The 25,619-nt window shown below is 66.7% G+C and carries 24 protein-coding genes and 3 pseudogenes; 9 read left to right on the forward strand and 18 right to left on the reverse strand.

Going from position 1 to position 25,619, the window contains the following annotated elements; all coding sequences use genetic code 11:
- Positions 1 to 35: 35 nt before the first annotated feature.
- Together ACV7NQ_RS37525 and ACV7NQ_RS37530 are read right to left on the reverse strand one after the other, a co-directional pair.
- Positions 36 to 1,769 carry a GMC oxidoreductase gene (locus ACV7NQ_RS37525; protein ID WP_463363877.1) on the reverse strand — a complete coding sequence of 578 codons (1,734 nt, stop codon included), beginning with the start codon at positions 1,767 to 1,769 and terminating at the stop codon, positions 36 to 38.
- 76 nt (positions 1,770 to 1,845) lie between these two features.
- Positions 1,846 to 2,412: a Rossmann-fold NAD(P)-binding domain-containing protein gene (locus ACV7NQ_RS37530; RefSeq protein WP_463363878.1), complete on the reverse strand. Its 567-nt coding sequence runs from the start codon at positions 2,410 to 2,412 to the stop codon at positions 1,846 to 1,848.
- A gap of 53 nt (positions 2,413 to 2,465) precedes the next feature.
- Between ACV7NQ_RS37530 and ACV7NQ_RS37535 the strand changes: the two genes are divergently transcribed.
- Positions 2,466 to 3,167, forward strand: coding sequence for a TetR/AcrR family transcriptional regulator (locus tag ACV7NQ_RS37535; RefSeq protein ID WP_463363879.1), 702 nt, complete (start codon positions 2,466 to 2,468; stop codon positions 3,165 to 3,167).
- Between the two features lie 103 nt (positions 3,168 to 3,270).
- Here the strand turns inward: ACV7NQ_RS37535 and ACV7NQ_RS37540 are convergent, their stop codons facing one another.
- The 7 genes and pseudogenes from ACV7NQ_RS37540 to ACV7NQ_RS37570 all read right to left on the reverse strand — a co-directional run bounded on the left by ACV7NQ_RS37540 (position 3,271) and on the right by ACV7NQ_RS37570 (position 8,598).
- Complete coding sequence (locus ACV7NQ_RS37540) at positions 3,271 to 3,690, reverse strand: MarR family winged helix-turn-helix transcriptional regulator (protein ID WP_463363880.1); 420 nt, start codon at positions 3,688 to 3,690, stop codon at positions 3,271 to 3,273.
- Positions 3,680 to 5,056, reverse strand: a complete 1,377-nt coding sequence (locus ACV7NQ_RS37545; RefSeq protein WP_463365973.1) for an MFS transporter — start codon at positions 5,054 to 5,056, stop codon at positions 3,680 to 3,682. The genes ACV7NQ_RS37540 and ACV7NQ_RS37545 overlap by 11 nt, the downstream gene beginning before the upstream one ends.
- 266 nt (positions 5,057 to 5,322) lie before the next feature.
- The gene (locus tag ACV7NQ_RS37550; protein ID WP_463366135.1) at positions 5,323 to 5,451 is read right to left on the reverse strand and encodes a hypothetical protein; all 129 of its coding nucleotides are present in this window, start codon (positions 5,449 to 5,451) and stop codon (positions 5,323 to 5,325) included.
- A gap of 52 nt (positions 5,452 to 5,503) precedes the next feature.
- A pseudogene (locus ACV7NQ_RS37555) lies at positions 5,504 to 5,869 on the reverse strand (DUF4254 domain-containing protein); the annotation flags it as partial.
- Between the two features lie 6 nt (positions 5,870 to 5,875).
- Entirely contained in the window at positions 5,876 to 6,046 is a 171-nt protein-coding gene (locus ACV7NQ_RS37560) for a hypothetical protein (RefSeq protein ID WP_463363881.1), read from the reverse strand.
- Positions 6,047 to 6,588: 542 nt separating this feature from the next.
- Positions 6,589 to 7,911 (reverse strand): Dyp-type peroxidase, encoded by a 1,323-nt coding sequence (locus ACV7NQ_RS37565; RefSeq protein ID WP_463363882.1) that lies wholly within the window; start codon positions 7,909 to 7,911, stop codon positions 6,589 to 6,591.
- Between the two features lie 39 nt (positions 7,912 to 7,950).
- Positions 7,951 to 8,598 carry a hypothetical protein gene (locus ACV7NQ_RS37570; RefSeq protein ID WP_463363883.1) on the reverse strand — a complete coding sequence of 216 codons (648 nt, stop codon included), beginning with the start codon at positions 8,596 to 8,598 and terminating at the stop codon, positions 7,951 to 7,953.
- An 847-nt stretch (positions 8,599 to 9,445) separates the two neighbouring features.
- On the opposite strand from ACV7NQ_RS37570, the pseudogene ACV7NQ_RS37575 reads away from it, so the two are divergent.
- Both ACV7NQ_RS37575 and ACV7NQ_RS37580 read left to right on the forward strand, forming a co-directional pair.
- Positions 9,446 to 9,583, forward strand: a pseudogene (locus ACV7NQ_RS37575) (alpha/beta-hydrolase family protein); the annotation flags it as partial.
- Positions 9,584 to 9,619: 36 nt separating this feature from the next.
- On the forward strand, positions 9,620 to 9,853 hold the full coding sequence (locus ACV7NQ_RS37580) for a hypothetical protein (RefSeq protein ID WP_463363884.1): 234 nt from the start codon (positions 9,620 to 9,622) through the stop codon (positions 9,851 to 9,853).
- A gap of 51 nt (positions 9,854 to 9,904) precedes the next feature.
- On the opposite strand, the pseudogene ACV7NQ_RS37585 reads toward ACV7NQ_RS37580, so the two are convergent.
- From ACV7NQ_RS37585 to ACV7NQ_RS37625, 9 genes and pseudogenes are all read right to left on the reverse strand, one after another.
- Positions 9,905 to 10,033: pseudogene (locus ACV7NQ_RS37585) on the reverse strand (lipase); the annotation flags it as partial.
- A 341-nt stretch (positions 10,034 to 10,374) separates the two neighbouring features.
- Positions 10,375 to 11,511, reverse strand: a complete 1,137-nt coding sequence (locus ACV7NQ_RS37590; protein ID WP_463363885.1) for an MSMEG_0565 family glycosyltransferase — start codon at positions 11,509 to 11,511, stop codon at positions 10,375 to 10,377.
- Entirely contained in the window at positions 11,511 to 12,362 is an 852-nt protein-coding gene (locus ACV7NQ_RS37595; RefSeq protein ID WP_463363886.1) for a carbon-nitrogen hydrolase family protein, read from the reverse strand. The genes ACV7NQ_RS37590 and ACV7NQ_RS37595 overlap by 1 nt, the downstream gene beginning before the upstream one ends.
- Positions 12,363 to 12,373: 11 nt before the next feature.
- Entirely contained in the window at positions 12,374 to 13,618 is a 1,245-nt protein-coding gene (locus ACV7NQ_RS37600) for an MSMEG_0569 family flavin-dependent oxidoreductase (RefSeq protein WP_463365974.1), read from the reverse strand.
- 10 nt (positions 13,619 to 13,628) lie between these two features.
- Positions 13,629 to 14,552, reverse strand: coding sequence for a carbon-nitrogen hydrolase family protein (locus ACV7NQ_RS37605; protein ID WP_463363887.1), 924 nt, complete (start codon positions 14,550 to 14,552; stop codon positions 13,629 to 13,631).
- Entirely contained in the window at positions 14,549 to 15,985 is a 1,437-nt protein-coding gene (locus ACV7NQ_RS37610) for an MSMEG_0567/sll0787 family protein (protein ID WP_463365975.1), read from the reverse strand. The genes ACV7NQ_RS37605 and ACV7NQ_RS37610 overlap by 4 nt, the downstream gene beginning before the upstream one ends.
- A gap of 43 nt (positions 15,986 to 16,028) precedes the next feature.
- Positions 16,029 to 17,087: an MSMEG_0568 family radical SAM protein gene (locus ACV7NQ_RS37615; protein WP_463363888.1), complete on the reverse strand. Its 1,059-nt coding sequence runs from the start codon at positions 17,085 to 17,087 to the stop codon at positions 16,029 to 16,031.
- Between the two features lie 9 nt (positions 17,088 to 17,096).
- Positions 17,097 to 17,639: an MSMEG_0572/Sll0783 family nitrogen starvation response protein gene (locus ACV7NQ_RS37620; protein ID WP_463363889.1), complete on the reverse strand. Its 543-nt coding sequence runs from the start codon at positions 17,637 to 17,639 to the stop codon at positions 17,097 to 17,099.
- Positions 17,640 to 17,983: 344 nt separating this feature from the next.
- Complete coding sequence (locus ACV7NQ_RS37625; RefSeq protein ID WP_463363890.1) at positions 17,984 to 19,225, reverse strand: ROK family protein; 1,242 nt, start codon at positions 19,223 to 19,225, stop codon at positions 17,984 to 17,986.
- Positions 19,226 to 19,355: 130 nt separating this feature from the next.
- Here ACV7NQ_RS37625 and ACV7NQ_RS37630 point away from each other — a divergent pair, with 130 nt between their 5' ends.
- From ACV7NQ_RS37630 to ACV7NQ_RS37655, 6 genes are all read left to right on the forward strand, one after another.
- Complete coding sequence (locus ACV7NQ_RS37630) at positions 19,356 to 20,405, forward strand: substrate-binding domain-containing protein (protein WP_463363891.1); 1,050 nt, start codon at positions 19,356 to 19,358, stop codon at positions 20,403 to 20,405.
- Complete coding sequence (locus ACV7NQ_RS37635) at positions 20,396 to 21,919, forward strand: sugar ABC transporter ATP-binding protein (protein ID WP_463363892.1); 1,524 nt, start codon at positions 20,396 to 20,398, stop codon at positions 21,917 to 21,919. The genes ACV7NQ_RS37630 and ACV7NQ_RS37635 overlap by 10 nt, the downstream gene beginning before the upstream one ends.
- Positions 21,916 to 22,977, forward strand: coding sequence for an ABC transporter permease (locus ACV7NQ_RS37640; protein ID WP_463363893.1), 1,062 nt, complete (start codon positions 21,916 to 21,918; stop codon positions 22,975 to 22,977). The genes ACV7NQ_RS37635 and ACV7NQ_RS37640 overlap by 4 nt, the downstream gene beginning before the upstream one ends.
- 77 nt (positions 22,978 to 23,054) lie before the next feature.
- Positions 23,055 to 23,966 (forward strand): SMP-30/gluconolactonase/LRE family protein, encoded by a 912-nt coding sequence (locus ACV7NQ_RS37645; protein ID WP_463363894.1) that lies wholly within the window; start codon positions 23,055 to 23,057, stop codon positions 23,964 to 23,966.
- The gene (locus ACV7NQ_RS37650) at positions 23,956 to 24,567 is read left to right on the forward strand and encodes a bifunctional 4-hydroxy-2-oxoglutarate aldolase/2-dehydro-3-deoxy-phosphogluconate aldolase (RefSeq protein WP_463363895.1); all 612 of its coding nucleotides are present in this window, start codon (positions 23,956 to 23,958) and stop codon (positions 24,565 to 24,567) included. Before ACV7NQ_RS37645 ends, ACV7NQ_RS37650 begins: the two co-directional genes overlap by 11 nt.
- 100 nt (positions 24,568 to 24,667) lie before the next feature.
- Entirely contained in the window at positions 24,668 to 25,612 is a 945-nt protein-coding gene (locus tag ACV7NQ_RS37655; RefSeq protein WP_463363896.1) for a sugar kinase, read from the forward strand.
- Positions 25,613 to 25,619 lie beyond the last annotated feature (7 nt).

A 25,619-nucleotide genomic window follows, 5' to 3' on the forward strand; every position in this document is an offset into this window, starting at 1 on the left:
GCCCGACCTCATCGATTGACGGCGCCAATGCGGCTTCACCCCGCGGCGGGAGTATCCTCGGCCGAGTTGCGGATTTCGACGATCGGCAGCACCAGCGCGGCAGGCGCTGCGGCGGGCACCACCGGGTTCTTGGGCGCGATCGGCGAAATCCGTTGGTAGGCGGCGCCTTGCGCGGGGCGCTGGTCCTGCTGGCCCTTGTTCGGCCAGTACGCGGCGGATCGCTCGGCCTGGGCGGTGATCGTCAGGGACGGGTTCACGCCGAGGTTCGCCGACACGGCCGCGCCGTCCACCACGCTGAGGGTCGGATATCCGTACACCCGGTGGTAGGCGTCGATCACGCCGGCTTCGCGGTCGGCGCCGATGGGCGCGCCGCCCAGGAAGTGCGCGGTCAGCGGGATATTGAAGATCTCGCCCCAACTGCCGCCCGCGACGCCGCCGATCTCGTCGGCGACCCTGCGGGTCACTTCATTGCCCGCGGGGATCCAGGTCGGGTTGGGTTCGCCGTGACCCTGCTTGCTGGTGAGTTTGCGGCCGAAGACGCCGCGCTTTGTGTAGGTGGTGATGGAGTTGTCCAGGTGCTGCATCACCAGCGTGATGATCGTGCGCTCGCTCCAATTCCGCACGCTGAGGAAGCTCAGCAGCGTGAGCGGGTGGCGCAGCACCGTTCCCAGGAACCGCAGCCAGCGCGGCACCCGCCCGCCGCCGTCGACCATCAGTGTCTGCAACAGGCCCATCACATTCGAGCCCTTGCCATAGCGGACCGGTTCGATGTGGGTGTCGTGGGTCGGGTGGATGGACGAGGTGATCGCCACACCGCGGGTGAAATCGATACCCGGGGTGACCTTCTTGGTCGCGGCGCCGACGATGGATTCCGAGTTGGTGCGGGTGAGTTCGCCCAGCCGGTCCGACAATTCGGGCAGCATCCCCTTGTCGCGCATGGCGTGCAGCAGCTTCTGGGTACCGAGCGTGCCCGCGGCGAGGACGACCTGCCCGGCGGTGTAGGTCACCGGACGCTTGCGCACCCAGGCGCCGGTGCGTTCGGTCGATATGTCCCAGGTGCCGTCGGGCAGCGGCCGAAGTTCGGTGACCGTTGTCATCGGAATCACCTGCGCGCCCGCCTTTTCCGCGAGGTACAGGTAGTTCTTAACCAGCGTGTTCTTGGCGCCGTGGCGGCAGCCGGTCATGCATTCACCGCATTCGAGGCAGCCGGTGCGGTCCGGGCCGACACCGCCGAAGTACGGGTCCGCCACCGTCTTTCCCGGTTCGCCGAAGAACACGCCGACCGGGGTCTGCACGAAGGTGTCGCCGACGCCCATATCGTCGGCGACCTTCTTGAACACCTCGTCGGCCGGAGTCATGTGCGGGTTGCGCACCACGCCGAGCATTTTCTGCGCGCGCTCGTAATACGGCGTCAGTTCCGCGCGCCAATCGGTGATGTCGCGCCACTGCTGGTCCTGGAAAAACGGCTCCGGCGGCACGTAGAGCGTGTTGGCGTAATTCAGCGAGCCGCCGCCGACACCGGCGCCACCGAGGATGAGGACATTGCGCAGCGGGTGGATGCGCTGGATGCCGTAGCAGCCGAGCTTCGGCGCCCAGAGGAATTTCCGCAGGTCCCAGCTGGTCTCGGGCAGTTCGTCATCGGCGTAGCGCGGACCAGCCTCGAGCACACCGACCTTGTAGCCCTTCTCGACCAGCCGGAGGGCGGTCACGCTGCCGCCGAACCCGGAACCGACGATGAGAACGTCGAAATCCGTCTCCCGTTGGGTCATGGTGGTGCTCCTCGATCAGTGTCGCCAGTGACAGCGCTAACACTACTACCGAGTAGGGTTGCGCCCATAGTGGGCGTCAGAGCTGGGTTTTCCACCAGGCGACGGTGGTTGCGACGGCCTCGTCGAGGGATGTGGGACGTAGGTCGAGCCGGTGCTCGCTGTCGGTCGAGTCCAGGACGAAGGGCCGGGTGAACTGGTAACTGATCTCGGCGAGTTCGCGCATCAACTCGTTGGTCAAGCCCAGTACGCGCATTACCGGCACGGGCGTGGCGAATACCTTGGCGGAGACGCCCGCCGCGCCCGCGACCGCGTCGATGAGTTGACGCTGCGTGATCGGCCACGCAGTCGGGGCGTGCAGGACGGTGTTCCAGACGGCTTCGTGGGCGCCCGCGCGGATCATCGCGGCCGCGAGGTCCAGAACGTAGGTGAACGAATGGAGGAGATCGATCTTGCCGAGCGCCTGCACCCGCTTGCCGGTCAGGATCGGGGCGAACATTTGCTCGCCGGCCACCGCGGCGCGGACATAGGGACCGAGGAAATCCGCGGCGGCGACGCTGACCGTCGGGGTGACGTGCGTGTCGCGAGCGCGCAACAGCTCCACTCGGACGGCCGCCTTGCCGAAATCGGCGGCGCCACCTTTCAAGAGCAGTGCTCTCAGTTGTTGACATCGCTCTCTGAAAAATGCAAGGTGGCACTATGCCGACTACTCCACGTGCTCGCGCCCGCGCGCAGACCATGGCCGACATCGTTCGCATCGGCCGCGAACATTTGGCGACCGACGGCGCCGCCGCGCTGTCGTTGCGCGCGGTGGCACGCGATCTCGGCGTCGTCTCGTCGGCCGTGTATCGCTACGTGCGCAGTCGCGATGAATTGCTCACGCTGCTCGTGGTCGATGGGTACAACGCGCTGGGTGATGCGGTGGACGCCGCGCTGGCGAAGGTGCCCGCTGACGACCCGGAGCAGCGCCTACGGGTGCTCGGGCGAGCGGTGCGAGAGTGGGCCTTGGCCGAACCGTCCTGGTATGGGCTACTTTTCGGCACCCCCGTGCCGGGATACGACGCACCCGCCGACCAGACCATTGCCCCGGGGGTCCGGGTGATCGCTGCGCTACAGCAGATCTACGGGCAGGCACACCGCGCCGGATTGCTTACCGAGCCGTCCGAGCCTGTCACTGCATCCGCGGCGCTCGCAGAGAACTTCGCGCAAGTTCGCGACGAATTCGATCTCGATGTGCCGGACTGGCTGGTCTCCCGCGGCGTCACCGTGTGGAGTGCGCTGTTCGGCGCGGTGAGCTTCGATGTGTTCGATATGTACGGCCGCGACACCTTCGCCGATCGGTCCGAGATGTTCGAGCTGCAGCTCGACAACCTGGTGAGTCTGCTGGGTTTTCGTCGCTGAGCTGGGAAGCCCTGGCGTGAAGCCCGCTACTTCCCGTTCGGGTGACCGAGGGTCGCCAGTGCGGTGGTCCAGTCGGTCGCGATCGTGTACTGGGCGTCATCGCTCAGCGCTCGATCTTTCGGAGCAGATCGCGCAGTTCCCGCAGCTCGCTCGGGAGTAGCGCGGCGATCGCGGCAGGGGCGGGGTCCGGGGTCGCCATCGCTTGGGCCAGTACGGCACGGCCTTTCAGCGTGATAGAGACCTGCTTGCGTCGGCGATTGGTCGGGTCCACCTCCCGGCTGACCAGGCCGAGTTCCTCGAGATTGTTGACCGCCACCGTGGTGGCGGGTGCATCCATGGCCGCGGCATGCGCGATCTGGCTGAGCGTCAGCGGGCCGGGGCGTAGGCGGCGCAGAATGCGAATCCGGCTGAACGGCAGCCCTGTTCGCTCGGCCGCCGCGCGCTTCCACGGGTCACGGGTGTCCACCACCAGGTTGGCGAGCAGGGTCCATACCGCGTCTGCGGTGGGGGCGTCATCCGACATGAGATGGGACCTTCTGTTCGATCATCGGGGCGACGCGTTCGCGGGACCGTTCGGCCCACTGGGTATTGGCGACAATACCCAGTATGGCGATGCACACGGTGAACCCCGCGATCAGCCACCAGAGGCCGGCCACGGTCAGCGCGCCGCAGAGGGCGACGCCGATGGTCACGCCCACTTGCCTGCTGGTCGAGGCGACCGCGGCGGCGGCACCCGCGCGATCCAGCGGCATGCCGCTGACCGCCGCCGTGGTGATCGGCGCGTTGACCATGCCGAACCCGATCCCGAAGATCGCGAAGACGCAGATCAGCAGCCACACCGGGGTATTCGGGTCCAAGCGGGTGAGCAGCACCGCGGCGAGGGTCATCGCCACACCTCCCGAGACCAGCGACGGCCGGGTGCCGTAGCGGCCGATTAGCCGCCCGGATAGTAGCGAGCAGATCAGCATCGCGACCGCCATCGCCATATACAGCAAGCCGGTGTGCACGGCCGAATAGTCCCGCACCGTCTGCAGATACAGCGAGCAGGTGAACAGGAACGCGCCGAGCGCGGCAAATGCGAACACTGCGATCACCGTGGCGGAGGCGAACGGCACGCTACGGAAGAACCGCAGCTCGATGAACGGGTCGGTGCGTCGTGATTCGTGCCGGAGGAACGCCGCGAAGGCGACGGCCGACGCCACGAAGACCGCGGGGATCTGTTCGATGAGTCCGAATACCAGCGTGAAGAGGAAGATGATGGCCAGCACCTGGCCGATGGGGTCTATGCCGCGCACCGTGGCCGACTTCGATTCCGGCACAAAGATAGTCGTGAGAACCACGGCGAGCAGGCAGATCGGCAGATTGATCCAGAACACCGATCGCCAGCCGAGCAGATCGATCAGTCCGCCGCCGACCATCGGTCCCAGTGCCATCGAGATGCCGACCACCGCAGCCCAAATGCCCACCGCACGAGCACGTTCCACCTTCCCGGTGAAAACCTGGGTAATGATCGACATGGCCACCGGATTGAGCATCGAACCGCCGACGGCCTGCAGGAACCGCGCCCCGATCAGCGTCTCGATGGTGGGCGCAAGGCTGCACAACAGCGACCCGACCGCGAAGATCACCAGCCCGATCCGGAACACCCGCCGCCGCCCGTATCGATCCGCCGCAGCCCCCGACAGCATCAGCAAGCTCGCAAGCGTGAGCGTGTAGATATCGATGATCCACTGCAACCGCGGCAGCGGCGCGTGCAGATCGTCGCGGATCGCCGGAATCGCCACGTTCACGATGGTCGAGTCCATCGACACGATCAGCAGGCTCAAACAGCAGGTGGCCAGCACGAGCAGCTTCCGCCGCGGCGTCAGCTCCCCAACGGTTGTATTCACACAACTATTGTGGGGTAACAACTGTTCCAGATGCAAGTGTCTGGGCGGCCGATCAGGGCTATTGACTCGCCCCGTCCGCGGTCTACTGCCGCGCTGTCGGGAACCAATGGAGGCTCTTTCGAGCTGTTCAGCAGGCACGGCTACGACACGGCCACGATATCGAGGCGGCGCATGGGAGACCGGTGACGTCGGCAGCGACTGACCCTGCCGGGTGACCGATCGGCGGGGTGATCGGTCGGCGGGGTGATCGGTCGGCGGCTCGCGGGTCATTCGGTCTGGCGGAGGGTGGCTACTGAGGCGCGGGGGAGTCGGCGCTTGCCGCCGAGCACCTCCGCGACGAGTGTGTCGTAGGCGTCGGTGATTTCGGCCAGGCGGTTGTGTGCTCGACGGGGCATCCGCGCTGTGGCGGGGGAATGCGTCGGCGGCAAGCTGCGTCTGCACCTGACGTTCGGCCATCCGGTCCACGACGGGGCCGAGGCATTCGGTGTGCAGGGTCGGCCCGGCGTGCGCGGACGGGACATTGCGATTCACCCAGGCATCGATCGTCACGATCAATTCGGCGCGCTGGCCGTCGATTTCGGTGATTGGGCCGGAATGGTCGATGCGCTGCCGGTGTGCGGTTCCCAGTAGGTTCGCCAACTCCGCGACCGGGTGGTTGCTCGACTTATTACCCTGGATCGCGGCGACCAGTTCGTCCGCCGTCGGAAGCGCTCGTAATCGAGCCGCTGCCGCGCTCTCGAACTGCGCCGGGGATGACAGCCGAATCTGTTGTACGCCAGGGAAAGTCAACTCTGCTCCATTGTATGGATCCACTCGTGCCTACTCGTCGTCCAGGTCGGCCGACAGGAAGGCGGCCGCCGCCGGCCGGCGGGCATACGGCAGTGTGTGCTCGGCGGCCAAGATCTCTCGTGCGGTGAGGTCGGTCAGTCCCGGCTCGACACCGTCCGGCTGGCAACAGTACCGTCCGGCGCTGATCCGCTTCCCGGCCACCGGCACGGTTGCGGCGGCGGGCCTGCGGGCTGAAACTGCTTACGGCGCTGAGGTGTTGTGGAACAGCCTGTCGTCGGCGATCGGTCTGGTCGTCATCATCCGACGCCTTCCCCCGTGATACGGTCGACGTCGATGACGCCCCGCTGCCTCAGCGTGCCGTGACATCGTTAACGTGTTAAATGTACCGTGATAATCATGCTTCGGAAACCTGAGCGGACAAGTAGCTGAGCAGGTCGCCGGAGCCGGTGAAACGGGGCGGCCGGATAGGCTGGGGGGCCATGGCAACGCGATCGCACACCGCACGAAAACTGCTGCTGGGACGCGAAATCGACCATATGATCAGGACTGCGGGCCTCAGTCAGGCCGAGGGGGGAAGATCATCAAGGTCGGCCAGAGCCGAATCAATGGGCTCATCAACGGCATTGGAACCATCTCGATCGGCGATCTCGAAAAGCTCACCAACGGTTTCTCGACAGCCGCGGGTTCCGTAGGGCGATGGAACCGGCTGTGGTCGAGGGACATTCGGCTGTCACGTCGGCTCCTCACCGGTGCTGGTCGGCGAGCCAGCGCAAGGCGGACAGTCCGGGCATGAAGAAGTACTCGCCGCCGCGGGTGACGATGAAGGTGGGCAGCTCGTGGATGCGTCTGCGGATGGGGCGTTCGGGGATGGTGAAGACGCCCGTGCCGTTATTGGCTCCGCACAACGGGTCTCGCTCCCCATTGTGGTCGAGGAAGATGCCGCTGCTCACCCATTCTTGCTGCACGAACTCGAACTGCCTGCGCAGCGAGGCGCCGATGCACGCGAAGAGCATGCCGCGCTCGGCGCTGTCGCCGGTCAGCACTCCTTCCGGCAGCGGTGGCCCGCAGTTTGCCTCGCGCCGAATAAGTCGGTGCGTGCGCGGGTTGCCGAAGGTCTCCGCATCGCGGGAATTCATGCGCCGAATGTGCGATCCCAGTGTGCATTTGAAGCCGCAGTCATCGTCCTCGACGCGGTAACCGAAGTCGTTGTTGCGGCTGTGGTCGGCGCCGAGGGGCGGGTCGTCGCGTTCGGGGGCGAGCACCACCGGTGCGCCACTGCGCCATCGGCCCATGATCTTGGCGGCGAGCAGTTCCTCGGCTTCGTGGCCGGCGGCGTCGGCATGCGGGCAGTGCCCAAGCTCGGGCACGCGTTGCTGCAGCTTGCGAATCACGAGATAGGTGCCGTTTCGGCCGAGCTCGTAGGGGTGCGGCATCGGTTCGACCCGGCTCGACTCGTTGAGGTAGCCGAGAATGAATTCTCCTGCCCTGATCGGCTTTTCGCCGGTACTCGACGGATCGAGCCCGCTGCCCTCGACCGATGGCTGGCTGGTGTTGTCGGTGAAGCCGAAGGCCTCACGCCCGTCGGAGGAACGGCATTCCTGTCGATATGTTCGTACGACGCCGGGGGTTTCGGCGGTGGCCTCGGCGACCATGGCCAACAAGGTGTCTCGGCGGTTCTGATCAGGCGCCATCGCACTGAGCGCGACGTGCACGTCGCGTCTGCCGAACGGCGCCTCCCAGTGTTCGGGAGCGCTGTCGCCGACGTCGTGCAGCAGCGACGCGCGGGCTGCCATCCCTTCGCGGAATTCGGGGGCGAAGCTGCGCAGCGAGGCAGCCGGCACCTCCAGCGCGCGCAGTCCTTCCGCGGTGAACGCGACGCTGAGCCACGCGTCGGCGTCCGGGTTGGTAGGATCGACCGCCGAACGAAGCGCCGGGATCACCCGCCGCAACCAGGTCCGGCCCGCGTCGGCATTGTCGATGCGCAGCAGGTCGAAGGCGCCGACGTACGGCAACGGCAGCGGATGCAGCACACCGCCCTGGATATCGTCGAGCCGTAAGGCTGTCATACCGGGTCTCCGTTCGGCGCTGCGACATAAGGGAATTCGTTACCCGCAGGGACCGTGGCTTGATCCACGCCATCGCTGATGTGCGGTCCGGTACCGCCGTTGAAGAACAGCGTGTAATAGGTACCGAGGAAGTCGTCGTTGAGCGCGCGCCCGCCGCAGCTGCGATGAGGCGGCCGCCAGCTGGAATGCGGGAGAGTCGATCAGCTTGTCGAACGACTTCTGTAGCGCCAGCGCTTTGCGGATTTCGTGCACGGTACCGTCGTAGAAGCGCATGTACTCGATCGCGGTGAGCCGATGCTCGATGATGTAATCGAAGACGCCGGGATCGCTGAGTCCGAGTTCGGGCCAGCCCTCGATATGGGTGAAGATCACTTCGAAGGCGGCCGCGTTGTGTTCGGCGAACGCCTCGATGTAGGGCACCCACTCACCGTCGTAGTTGGTGGCGAACAGCATTCGGGAGTCGTCGTCGAACAGCACCCAGCGCCGATCGCGCAGGGTGCCGATGGGTTCGCCCGCGTGGGCCTTTTCCGCCAGCGGCCAATTGTCGAGCGTTTCGAGGGCCTCGCGGATCTGCTTCTGGTGTCCCGGCTTGACCTTCCAGATGGTGGTCAGTTCGCCGGTCGCGCCGTGTTTTCGTCCGGGGCGCGGTGTGGTGGTCGCGTCTGTGGCAGTGGGCCGGTTGTCCATGATGGCGTGCCTCTCGGGTCGAACGGTCGGTTCCTGTCTGCTGGCGGCTCCATGCGTCACGCTCCCGTGCGTGCACGAGATCCTCGGACTGTTGCGGCCGGTGGTCAGCCCCGCGATCGACGACACGAAGATCACCAGACCGGCGCCACGCGCAACCATCGACATACCGCTCGAGGACGGCCGCGCGATCGGATTCCGAGAGAGGTTCGCGGATCTCCATCCGAAGGGGAAGTGCCCGCGCGGAGACCTCGTTGGCGAGTTCGGTTCGCTGTTGCTCGTCGTGGACCACGGCGAGCACATCATGTCCGATCGTGGCGGGAATCAGCGCCGCGTCCCGGCCGAATCCGGAGCCGGCTCCGGTGATCAGAATCAGTTTCCTATCCGACATCCATCCACCACCCGGTTCGAAACCCACGTTGGCGATCTGTCAGCTATCTATACGCCGCCGGTAAAAGTGGGGTGGCGCAGTGCGATAGATGTTACCGAAATCGGTGTGAGGTCAGCAAGATCATGATTTGCTGAGTTCAGAACAGGCGCATCGTCGTATGGCGCTGGCACGTGCTATAGGTGAATCCTATCGAGATATAGCTTGAAATCACATCGTCGTCGGCGTGAACGGGTGCACGATCTCCGTCGGATGAGATCGGACACGGTGGCACCTCGAGCCGGTTACCAGAGGTATTTCGGCACACATCGCGCAACCCGAGGGTTGCCGTTAGAATCGTTCTGTATTTCGGTTTCCGCTACCGGGGCACAGATGAGTTCACCTCCGACGACAGCGCCAGAACCCGACCACACGGGAAATGCAGATTCGCCGAAAACTTCCGGAACGCAGCGGCGTTGGTCGTCGGTGGACGTGCCCGACGGACACGGGCACACCTTCCAGGCCGATATCGCCGATGCGTGGGCGGCGATCCTGCAACCCCCGGGATGGACGCCCGAGGACACGCGCCGACTACGTGCTGTCCTGACCGGCGGCGGTTGAGAACGACGGTCGCCGACCCGATACAGAGGGGAAGCTGTGAGTACCAACCAGAACCGATCGTTGCTGACGCGGATTTCACCGACGCAGTGGGTGGCGCTCGCGCTGACGGTGCTGGCGGTGATCTTCGTCGCCGAGAACCGCAACAAGGTGTCGATCGAGTTCCTGCTGATCACCATCTGGTCACCGATGTGGCTGATTCTGCTGGTGATGTTCGTAGTCGGTTGGGGTACGGGCGTGCTGACCATGCGGCGGCGGCATCGTTCCGGATAGGCGAGCCCGAATCCCGGCCAGCCGGTGAACGGTGTGATGACGCACACGGCGCCGCGGGTGGGTCGGGTCGAGCGCGTTCAGGACGAAGGCGGCCGCGCGTGGGCTGCCCGCCAGCGCGATGTGCTCGGAATAGTCTTGCGCACAGCCGTCTTGGACCACGATGTTGGCGGTGCCTGGTCCCGGTATATCGCCCACGTGTGGTGACGAAGACCAGTGCCTGGAAGGTGAGGCCGACGGCGCGGTCGCTCCGTCGTTCCCGCCGTTGGCGGTCTCGTGCTCGGCTACGCCACTATCACCGTCATTGCGGCGGCTGGAGTCGGTGCCGTGGTGGCCGGGTCACCGGGAATCCTGACCGGTCTCACCATCGTCGGCGGGTCTACCTGATGTGCGATGACCTTCGCCAAACCGTCGGCGCCAAGCATGGCAGCTGAGGTGGCGGTCGGCACGGACTGGGCACCCTGGTGAAGGGCATCGGCGTCAGCGGACTCAACCCCAAGGGCCTATTGATCTTCCTCGCACTGCTACCGCAGTCCACCAACCGCGACTGGAGCTGGCCCTGCGCTGTCGCGGAGTCCGTGGGTGCGGTAAAAGTCGAGGTGTGCGGCGGCGGCGGATTCCCAGCTGAGTCCCGCCGCGAGAGTCCGGCCGTGTTGTACCCGGGTCGGGTCCGGGGTCAGGGCCGCGGCCATCAGTGTCGCCATCGTGGCGGCTGTCTCGGCGAATTGGACTGTGTCGCCGAAGACTTCGCGCAGCACCGGTAGGTCACGCGCTACCACCGGTACTCCGGCGGCGAGAGCTTCCATGGCGGCAAGGCCGAAGCCTTCCTTGGTGGAGAAGAAGGGGACGAGCGCCGCGCCCGCAACCAGCGCGGGCAGTTCGGTGTGGTCGACAGCCCCGAGCACGGTGGCCTCGATACCGAGATCGGCGGCGCGGGTGTCGAATTCGGCGCGATAGTGGCGATAGTCGAAGAGCGTTTCGCCGCCCGCGAAGACGAGGCGCAGTTCGGGGTGCTCGGCGGCGAGCAAGGCGAAGGCTTCGAGCAGGTCGAGGCTGCCCTTGCGTGGTTCGATGCCGCCGACGGCGAGCACGTATCGGCCGAACCGGCGTTGCCACGCCGCACGGCCTGCCATCGCGGTGGAAGTGTCGCGCGCAGCCGTGGCGAATCGGTCGAATTCGACGCCGTTGGGAATGACTGTCGGCGCGAAACCCCAACCGGCGCGGACCTCTTCGGCGACGGCGGCTGACACACAGATCCGCGCATAGGGCCTGACAATGGCCTGCTCATGGCAGCGCGCCAACACCGGCGTGGTGAAGTGATCGAGGTGATGGATGGTGCGGATGCAGCGATCGACCGCGTTGGCGCTGATGCAGTCCTGCGCATGGACGATGTCGTAATCGTCGGGCGCGAATGCCGCACGCAAGGTCTGGATCGAGCGCATGATCCGGTGTCCGACCGTTTCGGTGTCGTCGGGCGCGAACGGCACCACCTCGAGGTGCACCGTGGGGTCGACAGGTCGGAAGAAACCACTATCGCCCCCTCGACCCAACGCCCACACCGTCACCTCGGCCCCGGCCGCGTCGAGTGCCTCCGCCAGGTTGAGCGTGTGCACCACTCCGCCGCGCGGTTTCGTGGAGTAGGTGAGCAGCGCGACGCGCATCAGTGTCCGCCCTTCTCGAGTAACAGGTTCCGGTAGGTGTCCACCCGCCGCTCGTCGAGGTGCCGCAGCACACGGCGAGCGCGGTCCACCTCCGCGTCGATATCGATATTCGCCACTGCCAGACCACCTTTGGACCAAGTCCTGGCCAGCACATCGCCGCCCGGTCCGACCACCTTCGCCTGGCCGAGGAAGCGCAGGCTGCCGGTAATGCCGGTCTGGTTGGAAGAGGCGACCACGACCTGGTTTTCGGCGGCACGCGCCTGGTCGTAGAGGTCGAAGAGCCGGGCCTGGCGGTCGTTGGGCATCCGGGAGGCCCGATCGGTGACGCTGGCGGGCCAGGCCGACAGCGCGGCGACGGTCCGCGCACCGTCCAGCGCGAGGGTGCGCGCGGCCTCGGGGAAGGTCTTGTCGTAGTCGATCAGCATGCCCATCCGCCCGATCGGCGTATCGAACGCGGCGAAGCGGTCGCCCGACGCGTAGGCGAGGTGTTCGCCCGCGGGCTGGTGCACCTTGCGGTGCCGTCCGAGCACGCCGTCGCCGGTGAGGCATACCGCCGCGTTGTATCGAAGTCCGTCCGCGCGTTCGGCATAACCGACGCAGATGGTCATATCGCCCGCCATCCGACACAGCATGCGGATCTCCGGCCCGTCCGGGTCGATCGCCTCCGGCGCGGTGGCCGGGTCCGGGTTGCGCAGATCGCCGATGTAGCCACCGAGGGTGGCGTCGGGCAGTACGAGCAACTCGACGCCGTCGCGGGTGAGTCGTTCGACAATGCCTTCGAGCTTGTCGAGCGCCCGTCCGATTCCGATGCCGAAATGTGCTGCCAGGGCGGCGATTCGAGTGGCGGCCATGCCTATATGCCTCAGGCCGCGGCGGTTTCGCGGACCCGGATGCCGATCTGTTCGGCAAGGAACTCGGCGTCCCTGGCAATCGCGGCGAACCGGCCCGAGCCCCAGGTGTGCAGCCACGGCAGACCGAGGAAGAACAGGCCGGGTGTCGCGGTGACACCGCGGTTGTGGCAGGGGTGACCTTCGCCGTCGAAGACGCCGACCCGAAGCCACCGATAGTCGGTCCGGAACCCGACCGACCACACCACCGAGGTGATCCCCGCGGTGGCCACATCTATGTCGGTGATCTCCCGCTCGGGTCGCCACACCGGGACATACCGCGCCTGCACCGGCGCCCGGATCCCTTCGCGGGCGATGTAGGCATCGATGGAATCCTTGATGCTCTCCGCGACCGCGTCCGCCGCGTCCAGCGACTTCTCCAGCGACGGTTCGAAATACGCGGTGCCGCCGTGCACATCGACAAGACGGCCGTACAGCGCCATGCCTTCCACCGCGAATTGGCGCAGGTCGATATCGCGCCCACCGTCACGTCCGGTGACGTAGTGGTTGGTGTTCTCCCGCTTGCCGAGCCCGCCCGGCTGATCCTCGATCGGGACGTCATAGTGGCCCATGTCCTGCAGCCATGCCACACAGTCGCGTCCGCGGTAGAAGCGCGCGACGCGCGGCGCCGCGCCCGCGACGAGATGAACCTTGCGACCGGCCAGATGCAGGTCCTCGGCGATCTGTGCGCCCGACTGCCCGGTCCCGACGACGAGCACGCCACCCTTAGGCAGCTGCGCCGCACTGCGGTACTGCGATGAGTGCAGTTGGGTGATCGAGGTCGGGAGTTTGTCGGCGAAGCGGGGGATGACGGGGATGTGATAGCCGCCCGCCGCGACGACCACCTGTCCGGCGTGCAGTGGCCCGTGGGTCGTCTCGATGTCGAAACTGCCTGTCGCGGAATGGGTTACCGAGGTGACCGTGACGCCCTCGCGGACCGGCGCGTCGAACGTGTCGGCGTAGCGGCGGACGAAGTGGTAGACCTCATCGCGCTTCATGAAGCCGTCCGGGTCGGGTCCGGAGTAGGCGTATCCAGGCAGGACGCACTGCCAATTCGGGGTGACCAGCGTGAAGTTGTCCCATCGGCTGTCGCGCCATTCGTGCGCGATCGAATGACGTTCGAGGACTACGTGATCGACGCCTCGCCGGGTGAGATGCCAACTGATCGACAGTCCGGCCTGCCCGCCGCCGATGACGACGACATCCCGGTGTTCCCGCATGTCGGTGATGTCAGGCATGGGTCGTCTCCAATCCTGCTGCCGGGTCGGGCTGTCCGATGACCCCGTACTCGCGCACGACACTGTGGTAGAGATCCGGTCGGCGATCGCGCAGGTTGTACATCCCACCGCCACGCGAAAGCCGCAGTGCTTCAGTGACATCCACGGTCGCCGTCACGAGCCCCGCCGCAACTCCGGTGCCGGCCAGGATGTCGCCGCCAGGGCCGACGATCTTGGCGCTGCACACGAACCGCAGCGAACCGAACGTGCCCGACTGATTCGACGCGACCCAGACGAGTTGGTTCTCCACCGCTCGAGCCCGATCGAAGATGTCGAAGCGCTGCTTCCACCGATCGTCTTCGAGCCGTTCGACCGTCGCCGTGCGCGCGGTCGGCCAGGCCGACAGCGAGGTGATGATCTCGGCGCCGTCGAGGGCAAGGCTGCGCGCGGCCTCGGGGAACGCTTTGTCGTAGCAGATCTGCATGCCTATGCGCCCGACCGGGGTTTCGAATGCCTGGTACTCGGTTCCGGCCGCGTAGCAGAGGTTTTCGCCGAGGGGCTGATGCACCTTGCGGTAGGAGCCGAGGATGCCGTCGCCGTGCAGGGTGACCGCCGCGTTGTAGCGAGTGTCGCCGTCGGCCTCGCAGAAGCCCAGCGTGACAACCAGATCACCGGCCATGGTGGCGATGTGACGCAGCTCGGGTCCGTCCAGGTCGAGGGCGGGCGGCAGGCTGCGCAACCTGCGTTGTTTGGCTTCTTCGTTCTCGTCCGCGCCGCCGAGGCTGGGGAGGTAGCCGCCGAGGCATGCCTCCGGCAGCACGAGCAGGTGGCTGCCGCGCTCGCGGGCCTGATCGATCAACCCGCCGATGGTCCGGTAGCACGCGCCCATGTCGCGGCCGAATTCCGCGGCGGCCACGGAGATGGTGATGTCGCTCATGATTCTCCCAATCCGGTGACGGTGCCGTGCACCGCATCTGTCGTCGTCCCGTCGGGCCAGCGCAATGTGACGCCCGGGGTGGCGGTGAGTACGCCGCACACCGCGGACTCAGCGGGGCCGGCCGGCGCGGTGGGCGCTCCCGGCCGGTCGGCGGTGATCATCGCGAACCCGGGGAAGCAGCTGACCCATTCCGCGACCGAGGCGCTCGCCGGACGCGGTATTCGCGCCACCTCTAGTTCGGCGCCTACGCCGCTGGCTTCCGCGAGCATGCCTACGGTGCCAGCGAGCCCGGCCATACTGACGTCCTTGGCTGCGGCGGGCGCGGTCCGCGCCACGAATCTGCCGAGTGCGCGCAGATCCTCCCCGGTGCGCCGTGATGACGAATCCCATTGCTTTCCCTGGTAATTCGGTCGCCATCCGCCCTCGAGGTCGGCGGTCAGTCGCAGCGCGTGTCCGACTTTCCCGCCTCCGCCGGGTATGGGTCGCTCGGTACGACCCAACGCGGTGACCGACAGCGCCGCGGGCACGCCGAGCTGAGTGTGACCGCCCAGTACCGGAACACCCCATGCCGCACTGGCTCTGGCGAGCCCACGCAGCACCCTGGTCAGCAGCGACCGCGTGGGTGCGCCGACCGCGTCCAGCAGCCCGACCGGCTCCGCCCCCATCGCGGACAGATCGTTCACATTGACAAGCGCGGCGCACCACCCGGCCCACTCCGGGTCGCGTTCCACCATCGACGGAATGATGGCGTCGCAGGCCGCGATGACGTCGCTGCCGGGCACCGGCGCCCCGTCGTCGCCGCGAAATCCGGTGCCGCCCAGTCCGGATGGCTGACCTCGGAACGGAGCGAGGGCTTCGGCCAGCATCGCTTTGGTGGCATGCGCGAGTCGCTCGATCCGGTCGATCGGCCACCGCATCCAGACGTGTAAGCTGGCTCCTATCATGCGGTGGCCCAATCGAATCCAGCCGAGCTGGGCGAACATCGGTTCGTACCGGGCTTGTATGGTCGCCTCGAAACGCAGCACGTTGTTCGACTCCGCGTAGGCGCACGCCGCGCGGACCAGGGCCTGGCCCACGCCTCGGGTGCGCAGCCTGCGGTCGACGACCAGGCGGCTGCCGGTCCACCAGCCGAGGTCCGGCGTAGCGGCGGGAGCCAGCCGCACTCCGCCGAGCAGCTCGCCGCCGGAAGCGATGGCCACCAGCACCTGGGTGCGTGCATCAGCGTCGATGTCATCGGCATCCGTGGTGGCGAAAAGCCCTTGGTCCACGACGAAATTCTCGCGACGCAGGGCGCGATACGCAGCGAGCTGCCGGGCGTCGGCCGGATAGATCAGGAATTCGCGCTGCACCGGGCGCGGGTTGCTCGGGCCGGTGAGCAGGCAGAAATCCGGCTGCGTGCTGATTGCGGCTGTCGCTGCGTCGGTGCGCACCATGGCGGAATCGATCCACGTTGTCGCCGGGTCGGTCCGAGTCATCTCACCCTCCCGCGGTCTGCAGCACGCTGCACGCCCCGCAGGCCGCACAGCCTGCCTTCTGGTCGGCGCCAAGCATTCCGGCGTGGCGCAATTCGGCGGCGACGCGGCGACTGACGTCGGCGAGCACCTCCGCGGGCGGCGCGGTCGCACCGTCCACGTCGACGGCCAACGTGCCCGCCAGCGGCCGGAACGGCACCACGAACGGGTAGACGCCCATTTCGATGAGTTCTTTTGCGCCGGAGACCAATTCGTCCGGGTCCTCACCGAGGCCGACGAGCAGATAGGTGGACACCTGGTTGCGGCCGAAGACCCGCACCGCCTCGGCCCACGCCGCCCGGTACTCCGCCAGCGGGACCGTCGCCTTGCCCGGCATCCAGCGGGCTCGGACCCGGTCGTCGAGAGACTCGACGTGGATGCCGATGGAATCGGCGCCCGCCGCGTGTAACTCGGCAATCGTGGTCAGCTCGCCCGGCGGTTCGCACTGCACCTGGATCGGCAACTCCGGCACGACCGCCTTGATCGCGCGGACGCAGCGCGAAAGATGTCTCGCACCACGGTCTTTCGCGGCGGACGTGCCGGTGGTCAGCACCATTTGCCGTACGCCGTCGAGCCGGACCGCGGCCTCGGCGACCTCCGCAAGCTGGTCGGGACGCTTCACGGCGATGGTGCTGGCCGCCGCCAGCGACGCCTCGATGGAACAGAACCGGCAGCGCTGGTCCTCGCCGTAGCGGATGCAGGTCTGCACCACGGTGGTCGCCAGCACATTCGATCCGTGCAGCTTGGCGATCTTCTCGTAGGCGACGCCGTCGGCGGTGCGTAGGTCGTAGAACCTGGGTCTGCGCACCGGCTCGATCGTCATGCCGAGGTCGGCGCCGTCGAGCAGCAGCCGGTTGTTCCGTATCTCGTAGGGACTATCGGACCGGATGGGGATGGCGGCGCCGGCACCCCCGATCAGCACATGACCGTCATCGCTCGGACCGGCCCCGGAGCGGCGCTGCACCGGCACATCGACGCGGATTCCGAGTAGCGCGATATCTACCCGGGTGGACAGGTCGGTCATGATGGTCGCCTACAGCTGGTAGGTGGAGTTGATGATGGCGCCCTTGCGTGCGTAGTGGATCAGCGCGTCCTGGACGTCGAGCGGGTGCGCCGGGATGACGCCCTCAATGAGGTCCTCCTCGCGGGCACCGTGCAGGGCGAGGCCGAAACGGCAGGCGAAGACCTTGCCGCCCTCCTTGATGAACGCGGCCAACGCGTCATTGATGTTCTGCTCACCGGGGAAGCCGCTGTCTCCGGTGGTCGGAAAGCCGCGCGTGGCAACGGCATTGATCGCGCCGGGGCCATAGAAGTAGATCGCGGAATCGAAGCCCTTACGCAGTGCCCTGGTGGCCTGCAAGATCGCGACGAAGCTGACCGAGGACTCGTGGGCGATCCCGTGGACGAGCGTGAAGTACGTTTCGCCCGCCTCGGCCTGATAGTCCGGGAAGATCTTCGTCGAGCCGTAGATGTTGGTGCCCTTCGGCAGGGCGGGGTGTGGAATTTCGGCCAGCGACTTGGCGATGTTGTCGGCGATGGCCTGATCGATAACGTCGGGGGTTGTCGGTGCGGACACGTGATCCTCCCAAATAAATCTGGTGCGGCTGCGGATTCGTCTTTTCGATTCCGATGCACCAAGTTCACGCCCGTTATGTTGCCGGTTGGTCACATCGGGAAAAATGCGATGTTGCCGAGTCCGCACAATGGGAGGCTGGTCATTCGTGTTGAAATAGACTGCAGCACAACAAGTTGCAAAGTTTTCAGCACCGCGAGGCCATCATTGCCGGATAAACGATGTAACAGCGACGAAATGAATGCTCTGGAATTCGCCGTTGTGAGTTAACGATGGGAAAGGATCCACCGTCGTCGTGAAATGTGCACGTAACAATGGAGAAATGCGGCTGTCTCCGAGCGCGAGGATTACGTAGATGCGCGGAGGGCGCGGCGGGCGGCGATCGAGCCGAAGGTCTCCCGGTCGGCGAGGAAGCCCTCGAGGGCGAAGGTCGCGGCGCCGAGGCTGGCCGGGTTGTGCGGCAGCGTGCACAGTTGCAGCGTCACCGCGTCGAACGGGTCCGACATGGCGTGGTGCGCGGCAACGCGTCGGGTCACCTCGAGCAGTGGCGCGCCCAGGTGGTTCGCGACCAGGTCGCCGAAGACCATGGTGCGCGGGTTGAAGAGGTTCACGAGATTGGCGACGGCGACACCGAGGTAGTGGCCGGTCCTATCGATGACTTCCAGCGCCACGGTGTCGCCGCGGGTCGCGGCCGTGGCGATGGCCGCGATGGTGAGTGCGTCATCGGTGCTGATCAGCGGGCTGGACGGCGCGAGTTCGCGCAGGGTCTGCACGATGCCTGGCGCGCTCACATACGCCTCGACACAGCCGTTGCGCCCGCATGAGCAGCGGCGTCCGTCGAGCACGAGGTTGGTGTGGCCCCATTCGCCCGCGCTGTTGGTCACGCCGCGGTAGAGCATTCCGTCGATGACAACACCGATGCCGACACCGGCACGGAGCGTGACGACGATCAGGTCGTCCACATCACGACCCGCGCCGAACCACAGATGCGCCGCGGTGCTGGCTTTGAGTGGATTGTCCAGATAGAGCGGGTGCGGCAGCCGCTGTTCGAGCAGCGCCCCGAGCGGAACGTTGTGCCAGTGCCAGTACGGCGAGAACACCGAGACGCCGCCCTCCGGTTCGACCAGGCCCGGCACGCTCAGGCCGATGCCGAGCACCCGGTCGGCTTCCCCTGCGGTCACCTCGCCGATGCCGCGGATAATGAGCTCGGCGACATCGTCGGGCTGGGTGGCTGCCGGGTCGACGGGGATCTCGACCGATCGCAGTACCGACATGGCCAGGTCGAACAGGTCGAAATGGATGCTGGTCTCGGCGATGTCGACACCGACGAGGGTCCCGCGGTCGGGATTGATCGCGAGGCGGGCGCGCGGCCTGCCGATCCCCGGTGCGTCGTAGCCCAGCTCGGCGAGCACGCCGACGTCCAGCAGTTCGGCGATCATGTTGCCGACCGTGGCGAAGGACAGGCCGGTCGCCTGGGCGATCTCCTGTCGGCTGGTGTGGCCCTCGGCGGCGTAAACCGCCTGCAATACATAGAACCGGTTACGGCGTCTGATGTCGCGCGCGGTCAGCTGGTACACGGTCGGGCCCAATCCTTCCGCTCATGTTCGCAAACATACCGGACCACTTCGGCCAACAGTATTTACAACGGTTATCCGAAGTCCTACTGTAACCGGCATTACTACGCGACGCGAATGTGCGTCAGATCACCTAGGAGTGCCCATGTCCTGGACCCACCGACGCCGTTGGACCAGCGCCGTTCTGTGCGGGGTGTCGCTGGCGCTGGCCGCGACAGCCTGCTCGTCGGGTAAGGAGACCAGCTCGCAGAGCAGCGGGCCACAGCACAACACGGGCGCCATCAGCCTCGTGTACGCCCAGAAGCAGGGCGACCAGGAGTACTTCATCGGCGAGGCCGAGGGCGCCAAGGCCAAGGCCGCCGAACTCGGCGTCGATCTGAAGGTGGTGAACCTGGGCAACGACGCGAACAAAGCGGTCACCGAGGTCAACAACGCGGTCAACCAGAAGGCCAGCGGTGTGATCGTGGTGGTGCCGGATCCGTCGGTTGGGCCGCAGGTCGCCCAGCTGACCAAGGCCGGGGGCGTTGCCCTGCTGACCTCCGACGACCAGGTCTGCGCGAACGGGCCGGACCCGTCGAACTGTGCCAAGGACCAGCTCGTGCCCCGGGTCGGCTTCAGCGGCACGCAGATGGGCACCGAAGTCGGCACCCGGGCCGGTCAGGACTTCAAGAAGGCCGGATGGAAGCCTGAGGAGACCGCGATCATCGACGCCTGGAAGCAGGACGTGACCGTCTGCACCGACCGGGTCAAGGCCAACCAGAAGGCGTTCAAGGACGCCTCCGGCGCCGACGTCAAGGTGATCGAGGTCGGCACCGACAACACCCCGTCGGATGCGCAGAACAAGATCTCCGCGACGGTGGCGGGCAACCGGTCGGTCAAGAACTGGATTGTCATGGGCTGCAACGACGAGAACGTCAGTGGTGGCGTCGCCGCGATCCAGAACTCCGGTTACGCCGCCGACAACGTGCTCGGTGTCGGCCTCGGCGCCTACCTGGCGTGCAAGGAATGGCGTGGCGGCAAGCCGACCGGTTTCAAGGCGGCACTGTTCATCAACGGCAAGGACGTCGGTGCGCTTGCGGTGCAGACGATCTACGACTACCTGAAGAACGGCAAGGCGATGCCGGGCGAGGCGTTCGCGCCGACCACGATGGTGGACTCGACCAACTGGCAGCAGGCGGGCGTCAAATGCAGCTGACCGGACTGCGGGTGACCGGGCTCAGTAAAAGCTTCGCCGGGGTGCCTGCCCTGCGTGAGGTGAGCCTGGACTTTCCGGCGGGTGCGGTGACCGCCCTGATGGGCGAGAACGGTGCGGGTAAATCCACGCTGATCAGGATCCTCGGCGGCGATCACCGCCCGGACAGTGGCCGGCTCGAGCTCGACGGAGTGATGCTCGAGCCGGCCACCCCGGCCGATGCGCGGGCCGCGGGGATCCGGGTGATCGGCCAGGAACCGGAGATCGTGCCGCATGTATCGGTCGCCGAGAACGTATACCTCGGGTCGCTGCCGCGGCGCGCGGGCCGGTTGGTCGACCGAGCGGCACTGCGCGAGCGGATGCGCGCCGACCTCGCCCGGCTCGGTTTCGACCGTGACCTCCACCCCGGCACCCTCGGTTCGAAATTGACCGCGGCGCAACGACAGTTGGTGGAGATCATGCGGGCGTTGACCACCGACGCCAAGGTGATCGCCTTCGACGAGCCGACCTCGTCGCTGTCGGACCATGAGACCGAGTCGCTGTTCGCGCTGATCGGCCGGTTGCGCGCGCAGGGCCTGGCGGTGATCTACGTGTCCCATCGGATGCGGGAGATCTTCCGGCTGGCCGACCATGTCGCGGTGCTGCGCGACGGTGCGCTCGTCGGGGTGCGGCCGACCGGCGAGACCACCGACCGAGAGATCGTCCGGATGATGGTCGGCCGGGATCTGTCGACGTTGTTCGCGCGCAAGCACAATACGCCGGGACGGGTCGTGCTCGACGCGGTCGCGGTGACCACCGACGACGTGCGGGATGTGAGTCTGCAGGTGCGGGCTGGTGAGGTTGTCGCGCTTGCGGGCCTGGTCGGCGCGGGCCGGTCCGAGCTGGCCGGGGCGCTGGCCGGTGACCTGCCGATCCGTTCCGGCGAGGTGCGGGTGGACGGCAAGCCGCTGCGGCTGCGCCAGCCGCGCGACGCGGTGCGGGCCGGACTCGGCTACGCGCCGGAAGAGCGCAAAGCCCAAGCCCTGCTGCTGCATCGCGGTGTGCGCGACAACATTTCGCTCGCGATGCTCGATCGGCTGCGGCGGTTGCGGTTCATCCGGCGCGGCGAGGAACGGCGGCTCGCCCTGCGGTACGTCGAATCGTTGCGGGTGCGGACACCCTCGATCGAGCAGGAGGTACGCAAACTCTCCGGCGGCAACCAGCAGAAAGTGGTGCTGGCCCGCTGGTTGGCCCGCAAGCCCAAGGTGCTGATCCTGGACGAGCCCACCCGCGGCGTGGATGTCGGCGCCAAGGTGGAGATCTATCACATCATCGAGGAACTGGCCGAGTCCGGAGTGGCGGTGCTGGTGATCTCCTCGGAGCTACCCGAAGTACTCGGCCTTGCCGACCGGATCGTCGTCATGCAGCAGGGGCATGTCACCGGCGAACTGGACCGCGGCGAGGCTAGCGAGGAAGCGATCCTCGCGCTGGCCATGGCCGGAGACCTGACGTCGCACACATCGCGAGGAAACCAATGACCGAACTCGAACTATCGACGGAGCCGGAGGCGACCGGTCCCGACGCACCGCCACCGGGGCTGGCCCGCTATAGCGCCTCGCTCACGCCCCGCCGCCTGCTGCGCGCCATAGGTACCGGCAACCTGAGCCTGATCGGCGCGCTCGTGGTGATCGTGGTGATCTTCGGCTCGCTCAACGACGGCTATCTCGATCCGGCAAACCTGGCCGGAATCGGTGATGCGGTAACAGTTTTCGGTCTCCTGGCCGTCGTGCAGACCGTCGTGGTCATCTGTGGTGCGCTGGATATCTCGGTCGGCTCGCAGGCCGGGGTCGCCTCGGTGATCAGTGCGATGGCCTTTACCGCAGCCTCGGGCAACGCTTTCCTCGGCATCCTTGCCGCGATCGGCGTCGGGCTGCTCCTCGGCCTGGTCAATGGCGTGATCATCGTTTACGGCCGGGTCAACCCGGTGATCGCGACGTTGGCCACGCTGGCCGCGTACAAGGGTCTCGCCCAATTGATTTCGGGCGGCAAGGCGCAGGGTTTCGTGCTGGACAACGACATGTTCATTTTCCTCGCCAGAGGCAAGATCCTCGGGCTACCGGTGCCGGTGATCATTCTCGCGATCGTCGCATTGGGCGTGCACGTCCTGCTGAAGTACACCGACATCGGCCGCAATATCTACGCAATCGGCGGTAACGACACCGCGGCAAGGCTTTCCGGCATCAACATCAACAAGTATTTGATTGCGGTGTACGTGCTCGCCGGGGTGGTGGCCGCGATCGCCGGGATCATCCTGACCGCGCGCACCGGGTCCGGCCAGCCGGTCTCGGGCAGCGAAGGTCTCGAGCTGAAGTCGATCACCGCGGCGGCGCTCGGCGGCTGCGCGCTCAAGGGCGGAAAGGGCACTGTCGGCGGCACGCTGCTCGCGGTGGTGCTGCTCGGTGCGCTGGACAACGGTCTGAATGTGGTTGGCGTCAACACTTTTTGGCAGAACGTCGCCCAGGGATCGCTGCTCGTGGCCGCGGTGGTCATTCAACAGCGGCGCAGCGGCGAGCGAGCCGTCGGTTTGCCGACCTGACCCCTGCATGCAATGCCCTTGGGACAGGCCGTCATCGGCGTCGTCGCCGTGGCCAACCGACACATCGGGAGCGAACCATGATCACACTGAGCGCGCACCCATGCGCGCCGCCGCCCGGGCGGTTGTGCGAGAGCCCGGTTTGGGACAGCCGCACCGAGGAAGTGCTGTGGGTGGACATTCGCGGCGGTCACATCCATCGCGCGGCACTGACTCGCGGCCACGGCGCGCCCGACCTCGTCCACCGGGCCACGGTGAGCCTGGATCCTCCGGTCAGCGCTGTGGTGCCGTGCGCGTCCGGCGGGTTGCTCGCTACGGTAGGCGACACCTTTTATCGGATCGGTGACGACGGCACGGTCACGCGGGTCGGCGCACTGTCGTTGCCGGACGATGGTGTGCGGCGGCGCATGAACGACGCAAAGGTCGATCCACGGGGTCGGCTGCTGGCGGGCACGATGTCGGAGGACGGCGTTCAGGGCAGTGCGGCCCTCTACCGACTGGATTCCGATGGCACATTGAGCACCCTGCGCGACGGGGTGACGATCTCCAACGGGCTCGGCTGGAGTCCGGACGGCGCCACCCTCTATTATGCCGACAGCCCGACCCGGCGCGTCGACGCCTTCGAATACGACCTCGCCACCGGCACTTTCAGCGGCGGGCGGCTGTTCGCGTCATTCGACGACGGCGAGCCCGACGGGCTGAGTGTGGATGCCGGGGGCGGCGTGTGGGTCGCGGTCTGGGGTGCGGGCCAGGTGCGTGCGTTCGACCCCGCCGGGCGACAGTGCGCGGTCGTCGACGTGGGGCCGTCGCAGGTGTCCAGCTGTGCCTTCGCCGGTCCGGAGCTGAACGTACTTGTGATCACCACCGCGGCGGAGGAACCGGCCCATCTGGAACGGAACGCGGGCCGCCTCTTCACATGTACACCGGGTGTCGCGGGGCTGCCGACCACCCCTTATGCCGATGCAGGGTTGGTGCGCGTCGATGGCCGATAATCCGTTGGACCTGGATATTCCGGTGATCGCGATTCTGCGCGCTCCTAGCGCTGCGCGGTTCGCCGAGGTCACCGCCGCGCTGCACGAATCCGGTATCACGGCAGTGGAATTCACCCTCACCTCCTCCGGTGCACTGGACGCACTGCGCGACTGTTCGGGCCTCGCGCATCCGGTCGGCGTGGGCACGGTGCTGACCGCCGCCGACGCCGCCCGCGCGGTCGACGCCGGAGCGGCCTACCTGATCACCCCGGTCGTCAGTGACGAGGTCATCGCGGAGGGGCGTCGTCTGGGCGTCCCGGTGATCTCGGGTGCGTTCACCCCCACCGAGATTCACCACGCGTGGGCAGCGGGTAGCACCATGGTGAAGGTCTTTCCCGCCTCAGTGGGCGGACCCGGATATATCCGAGCCGTCCGAGCGCCACTGCCGGATATCCTGTTGGTGCCCACCGGCGGTGTCGGTCTCACCGACGTCAGGGCGTACCTGGATGCGGGTGCCGCGGCCCTGGGCATGGGTTCGCCACTCATAGGCGACGCTTGTGACGGTGGCGATCTCGACGCACTGCGCGAACGCGTAGCTTTGGTACGGGAGCAGTTGTCATGAGTGGCAATGCTCTTGGCGACAGGTGCATCGGATTTGCCTGTGCCGGTGACGATCTCGACGCGCAGCGCGACAGCGCACTCATCGTGAGGGACCAGTTGTGATGAGGGGCAATCTGGTTACTCTCGGTGAGGCCGTCGGGGTCGTCGCCGCAACCGAGCCCGGGCCGTTGGCGCCCGGCGCGGCGTTGCGGATGGATTTCGCGGGTGCGGAGACGACGGTTGCCATCGGCGTCAGGAGGCTCGGCCACCGCAGTGCGTGGGTGGGCAGCGTCGGTGCCGACGCCATCGGCGCCATGGTGCTGGATCGGCTGCGGGCCGAAGGTGTCGATGTCTCGCGGTGCCGGATCGATCCGGAGCTACCGAGCGGGCTGATGGTGCGGGAGCGGCGCACGGCCGATCACATTCGCGTCACCTACTACCGCCGGGGGCTCGCGGGCTCACGGCTGTCGGCGGCCGACATCGACTGTGTGCAGATCGCCGCCGCGCAGGTGCTGCACCTGACCGGCATTACTCCGGCATTGAGTCCGTCCGCACGTGAAGCCGTCCACACCGCACTGGACATCGCGGTCGATGCCGGGGTGACGGTGTCGTTGGACATCAACTACCGCCGCGCGCTGTGGTCGGAATCGGAGGCCGCCGCGGAGCTGGCAAAGCTGGTGTCCCGCTGCGACATCCTGTTCGCAGGGCCCGAGGAAGCAGTACTGCTGGCGCCTATGGGGAGTCCCGCCGAAATGGCCGAAGCCCTTGCCGCGCAAGGGCCTTCGCAGGTCGTGATCAAACTCGGCGCCGACGGCGCGCTCGCTTGGCACGACGGCGAGTTGATCCGGCAGACTGCGGTCGCCGTCACCAGCGTCGACCCGGTCGGGGCCGGTGACGCGTTCGCCGCCGGATACCTCGCCGGCGTGCTCGATGACAGGCCTGTCGGCCACCGCCTGCAGTTGGCCGCCACCTGCGGCGCGTTCGCCGTAGCTGCACTCGGTGACTGGGAAGGTTTGCCGTTCCGGCACGAACTCGGTCTGCTCACCGGCGCCGACATCAACCGATGACCACGAA

The sequence above is a fragment of the Nocardia sp. Tas62D01 genome, from assembly GCF_055232035.1.

What these genes read in the sequence shown, in the direction of transcription:
- ACV7NQ_RS37535 (WP_463363879.1), top strand. Translation starts at nt 2,466, where the DNA reads ATGCCGACTACTCCACGTGCTCGCGCCCGCGCGCAGACCATGGCCGAC.
- ACV7NQ_RS37565 (WP_463363882.1), bottom strand. Translation starts at nt 7,911, where the DNA reads ATGACAGCCTTACGGCTCGACGATATCCAGGGCGGTGTGCTGCATCCG.
- ACV7NQ_RS37570 (WP_463363883.1), bottom strand. Translation starts at nt 8,598, where the DNA reads ATGGACAACCGGCCCACTGCCACAGACGCGACCACCACACCGCGCCCC.
- ACV7NQ_RS37550 (WP_463366135.1), bottom strand. Translation starts at nt 5,451, where the DNA reads ATGCCCCGTCGAGCACACAACCGCCTGGCCGAAATCACCGACGCCTAC.
- ACV7NQ_RS37645 (WP_463363894.1), top strand. Translation starts at nt 23,055, where the DNA reads ATGATCACACTGAGCGCGCACCCATGCGCGCCGCCGCCCGGGCGGTTG.
- ACV7NQ_RS37640 (WP_463363893.1), top strand. Translation starts at nt 21,916, where the DNA reads ATGACCGAACTCGAACTATCGACGGAGCCGGAGGCGACCGGTCCCGAC.
- ACV7NQ_RS37635 (WP_463363892.1), top strand. Translation starts at nt 20,396, where the DNA reads ATGCAGCTGACCGGACTGCGGGTGACCGGGCTCAGTAAAAGCTTCGCC.
- ACV7NQ_RS37610 (WP_463365975.1), bottom strand. Translation starts at nt 15,985, where the DNA reads ATGGTGCGCACCGACGCAGCGACAGCCGCAATCAGCACGCAGCCGGAT.
- ACV7NQ_RS37595 (WP_463363886.1), bottom strand. Translation starts at nt 12,362, where the DNA reads ATGGCCGCCACTCGAATCGCCGCCCTGGCAGCACATTTCGGCATCGGA.
- ACV7NQ_RS37590 (WP_463363885.1), bottom strand. Translation starts at nt 11,511, where the DNA reads ATGCGCGTCGCGCTGCTCACCTACTCCACGAAACCGCGCGGCGGAGTG.
- ACV7NQ_RS37600 (WP_463365974.1), bottom strand. Translation starts at nt 13,618, where the DNA reads ATGCGGGAACACCGGGATGTCGTCGTCATCGGCGGCGGGCAGGCCGGA.
- ACV7NQ_RS37540 (WP_463363880.1), bottom strand. Translation starts at nt 3,690, where the DNA reads ATGTCGGATGACGCCCCCACCGCAGACGCGGTATGGACCCTGCTCGCC.
- ACV7NQ_RS37605 (WP_463363887.1), bottom strand. Translation starts at nt 14,552, where the DNA reads ATGAGCGACATCACCATCTCCGTGGCCGCCGCGGAATTCGGCCGCGAC.
- ACV7NQ_RS37650 (WP_463363895.1), top strand. Translation starts at nt 23,956, where the DNA reads ATGGCCGATAATCCGTTGGACCTGGATATTCCGGTGATCGCGATTCTG.
- ACV7NQ_RS37630 (WP_463363891.1), top strand. Translation starts at nt 19,356, where the DNA reads ATGTCCTGGACCCACCGACGCCGTTGGACCAGCGCCGTTCTGTGCGGG.
- ACV7NQ_RS37615 (WP_463363888.1), bottom strand. Translation starts at nt 17,087, where the DNA reads ATGACCGACCTGTCCACCCGGGTAGATATCGCGCTACTCGGAATCCGC.
- ACV7NQ_RS37655 (WP_463363896.1), top strand. Translation starts at nt 24,668, where the DNA reads ATGAGGGGCAATCTGGTTACTCTCGGTGAGGCCGTCGGGGTCGTCGCC.
- ACV7NQ_RS37525 (WP_463363877.1), bottom strand. Translation starts at nt 1,769, where the DNA reads ATGACCCAACGGGAGACGGATTTCGACGTTCTCATCGTCGGTTCCGGG.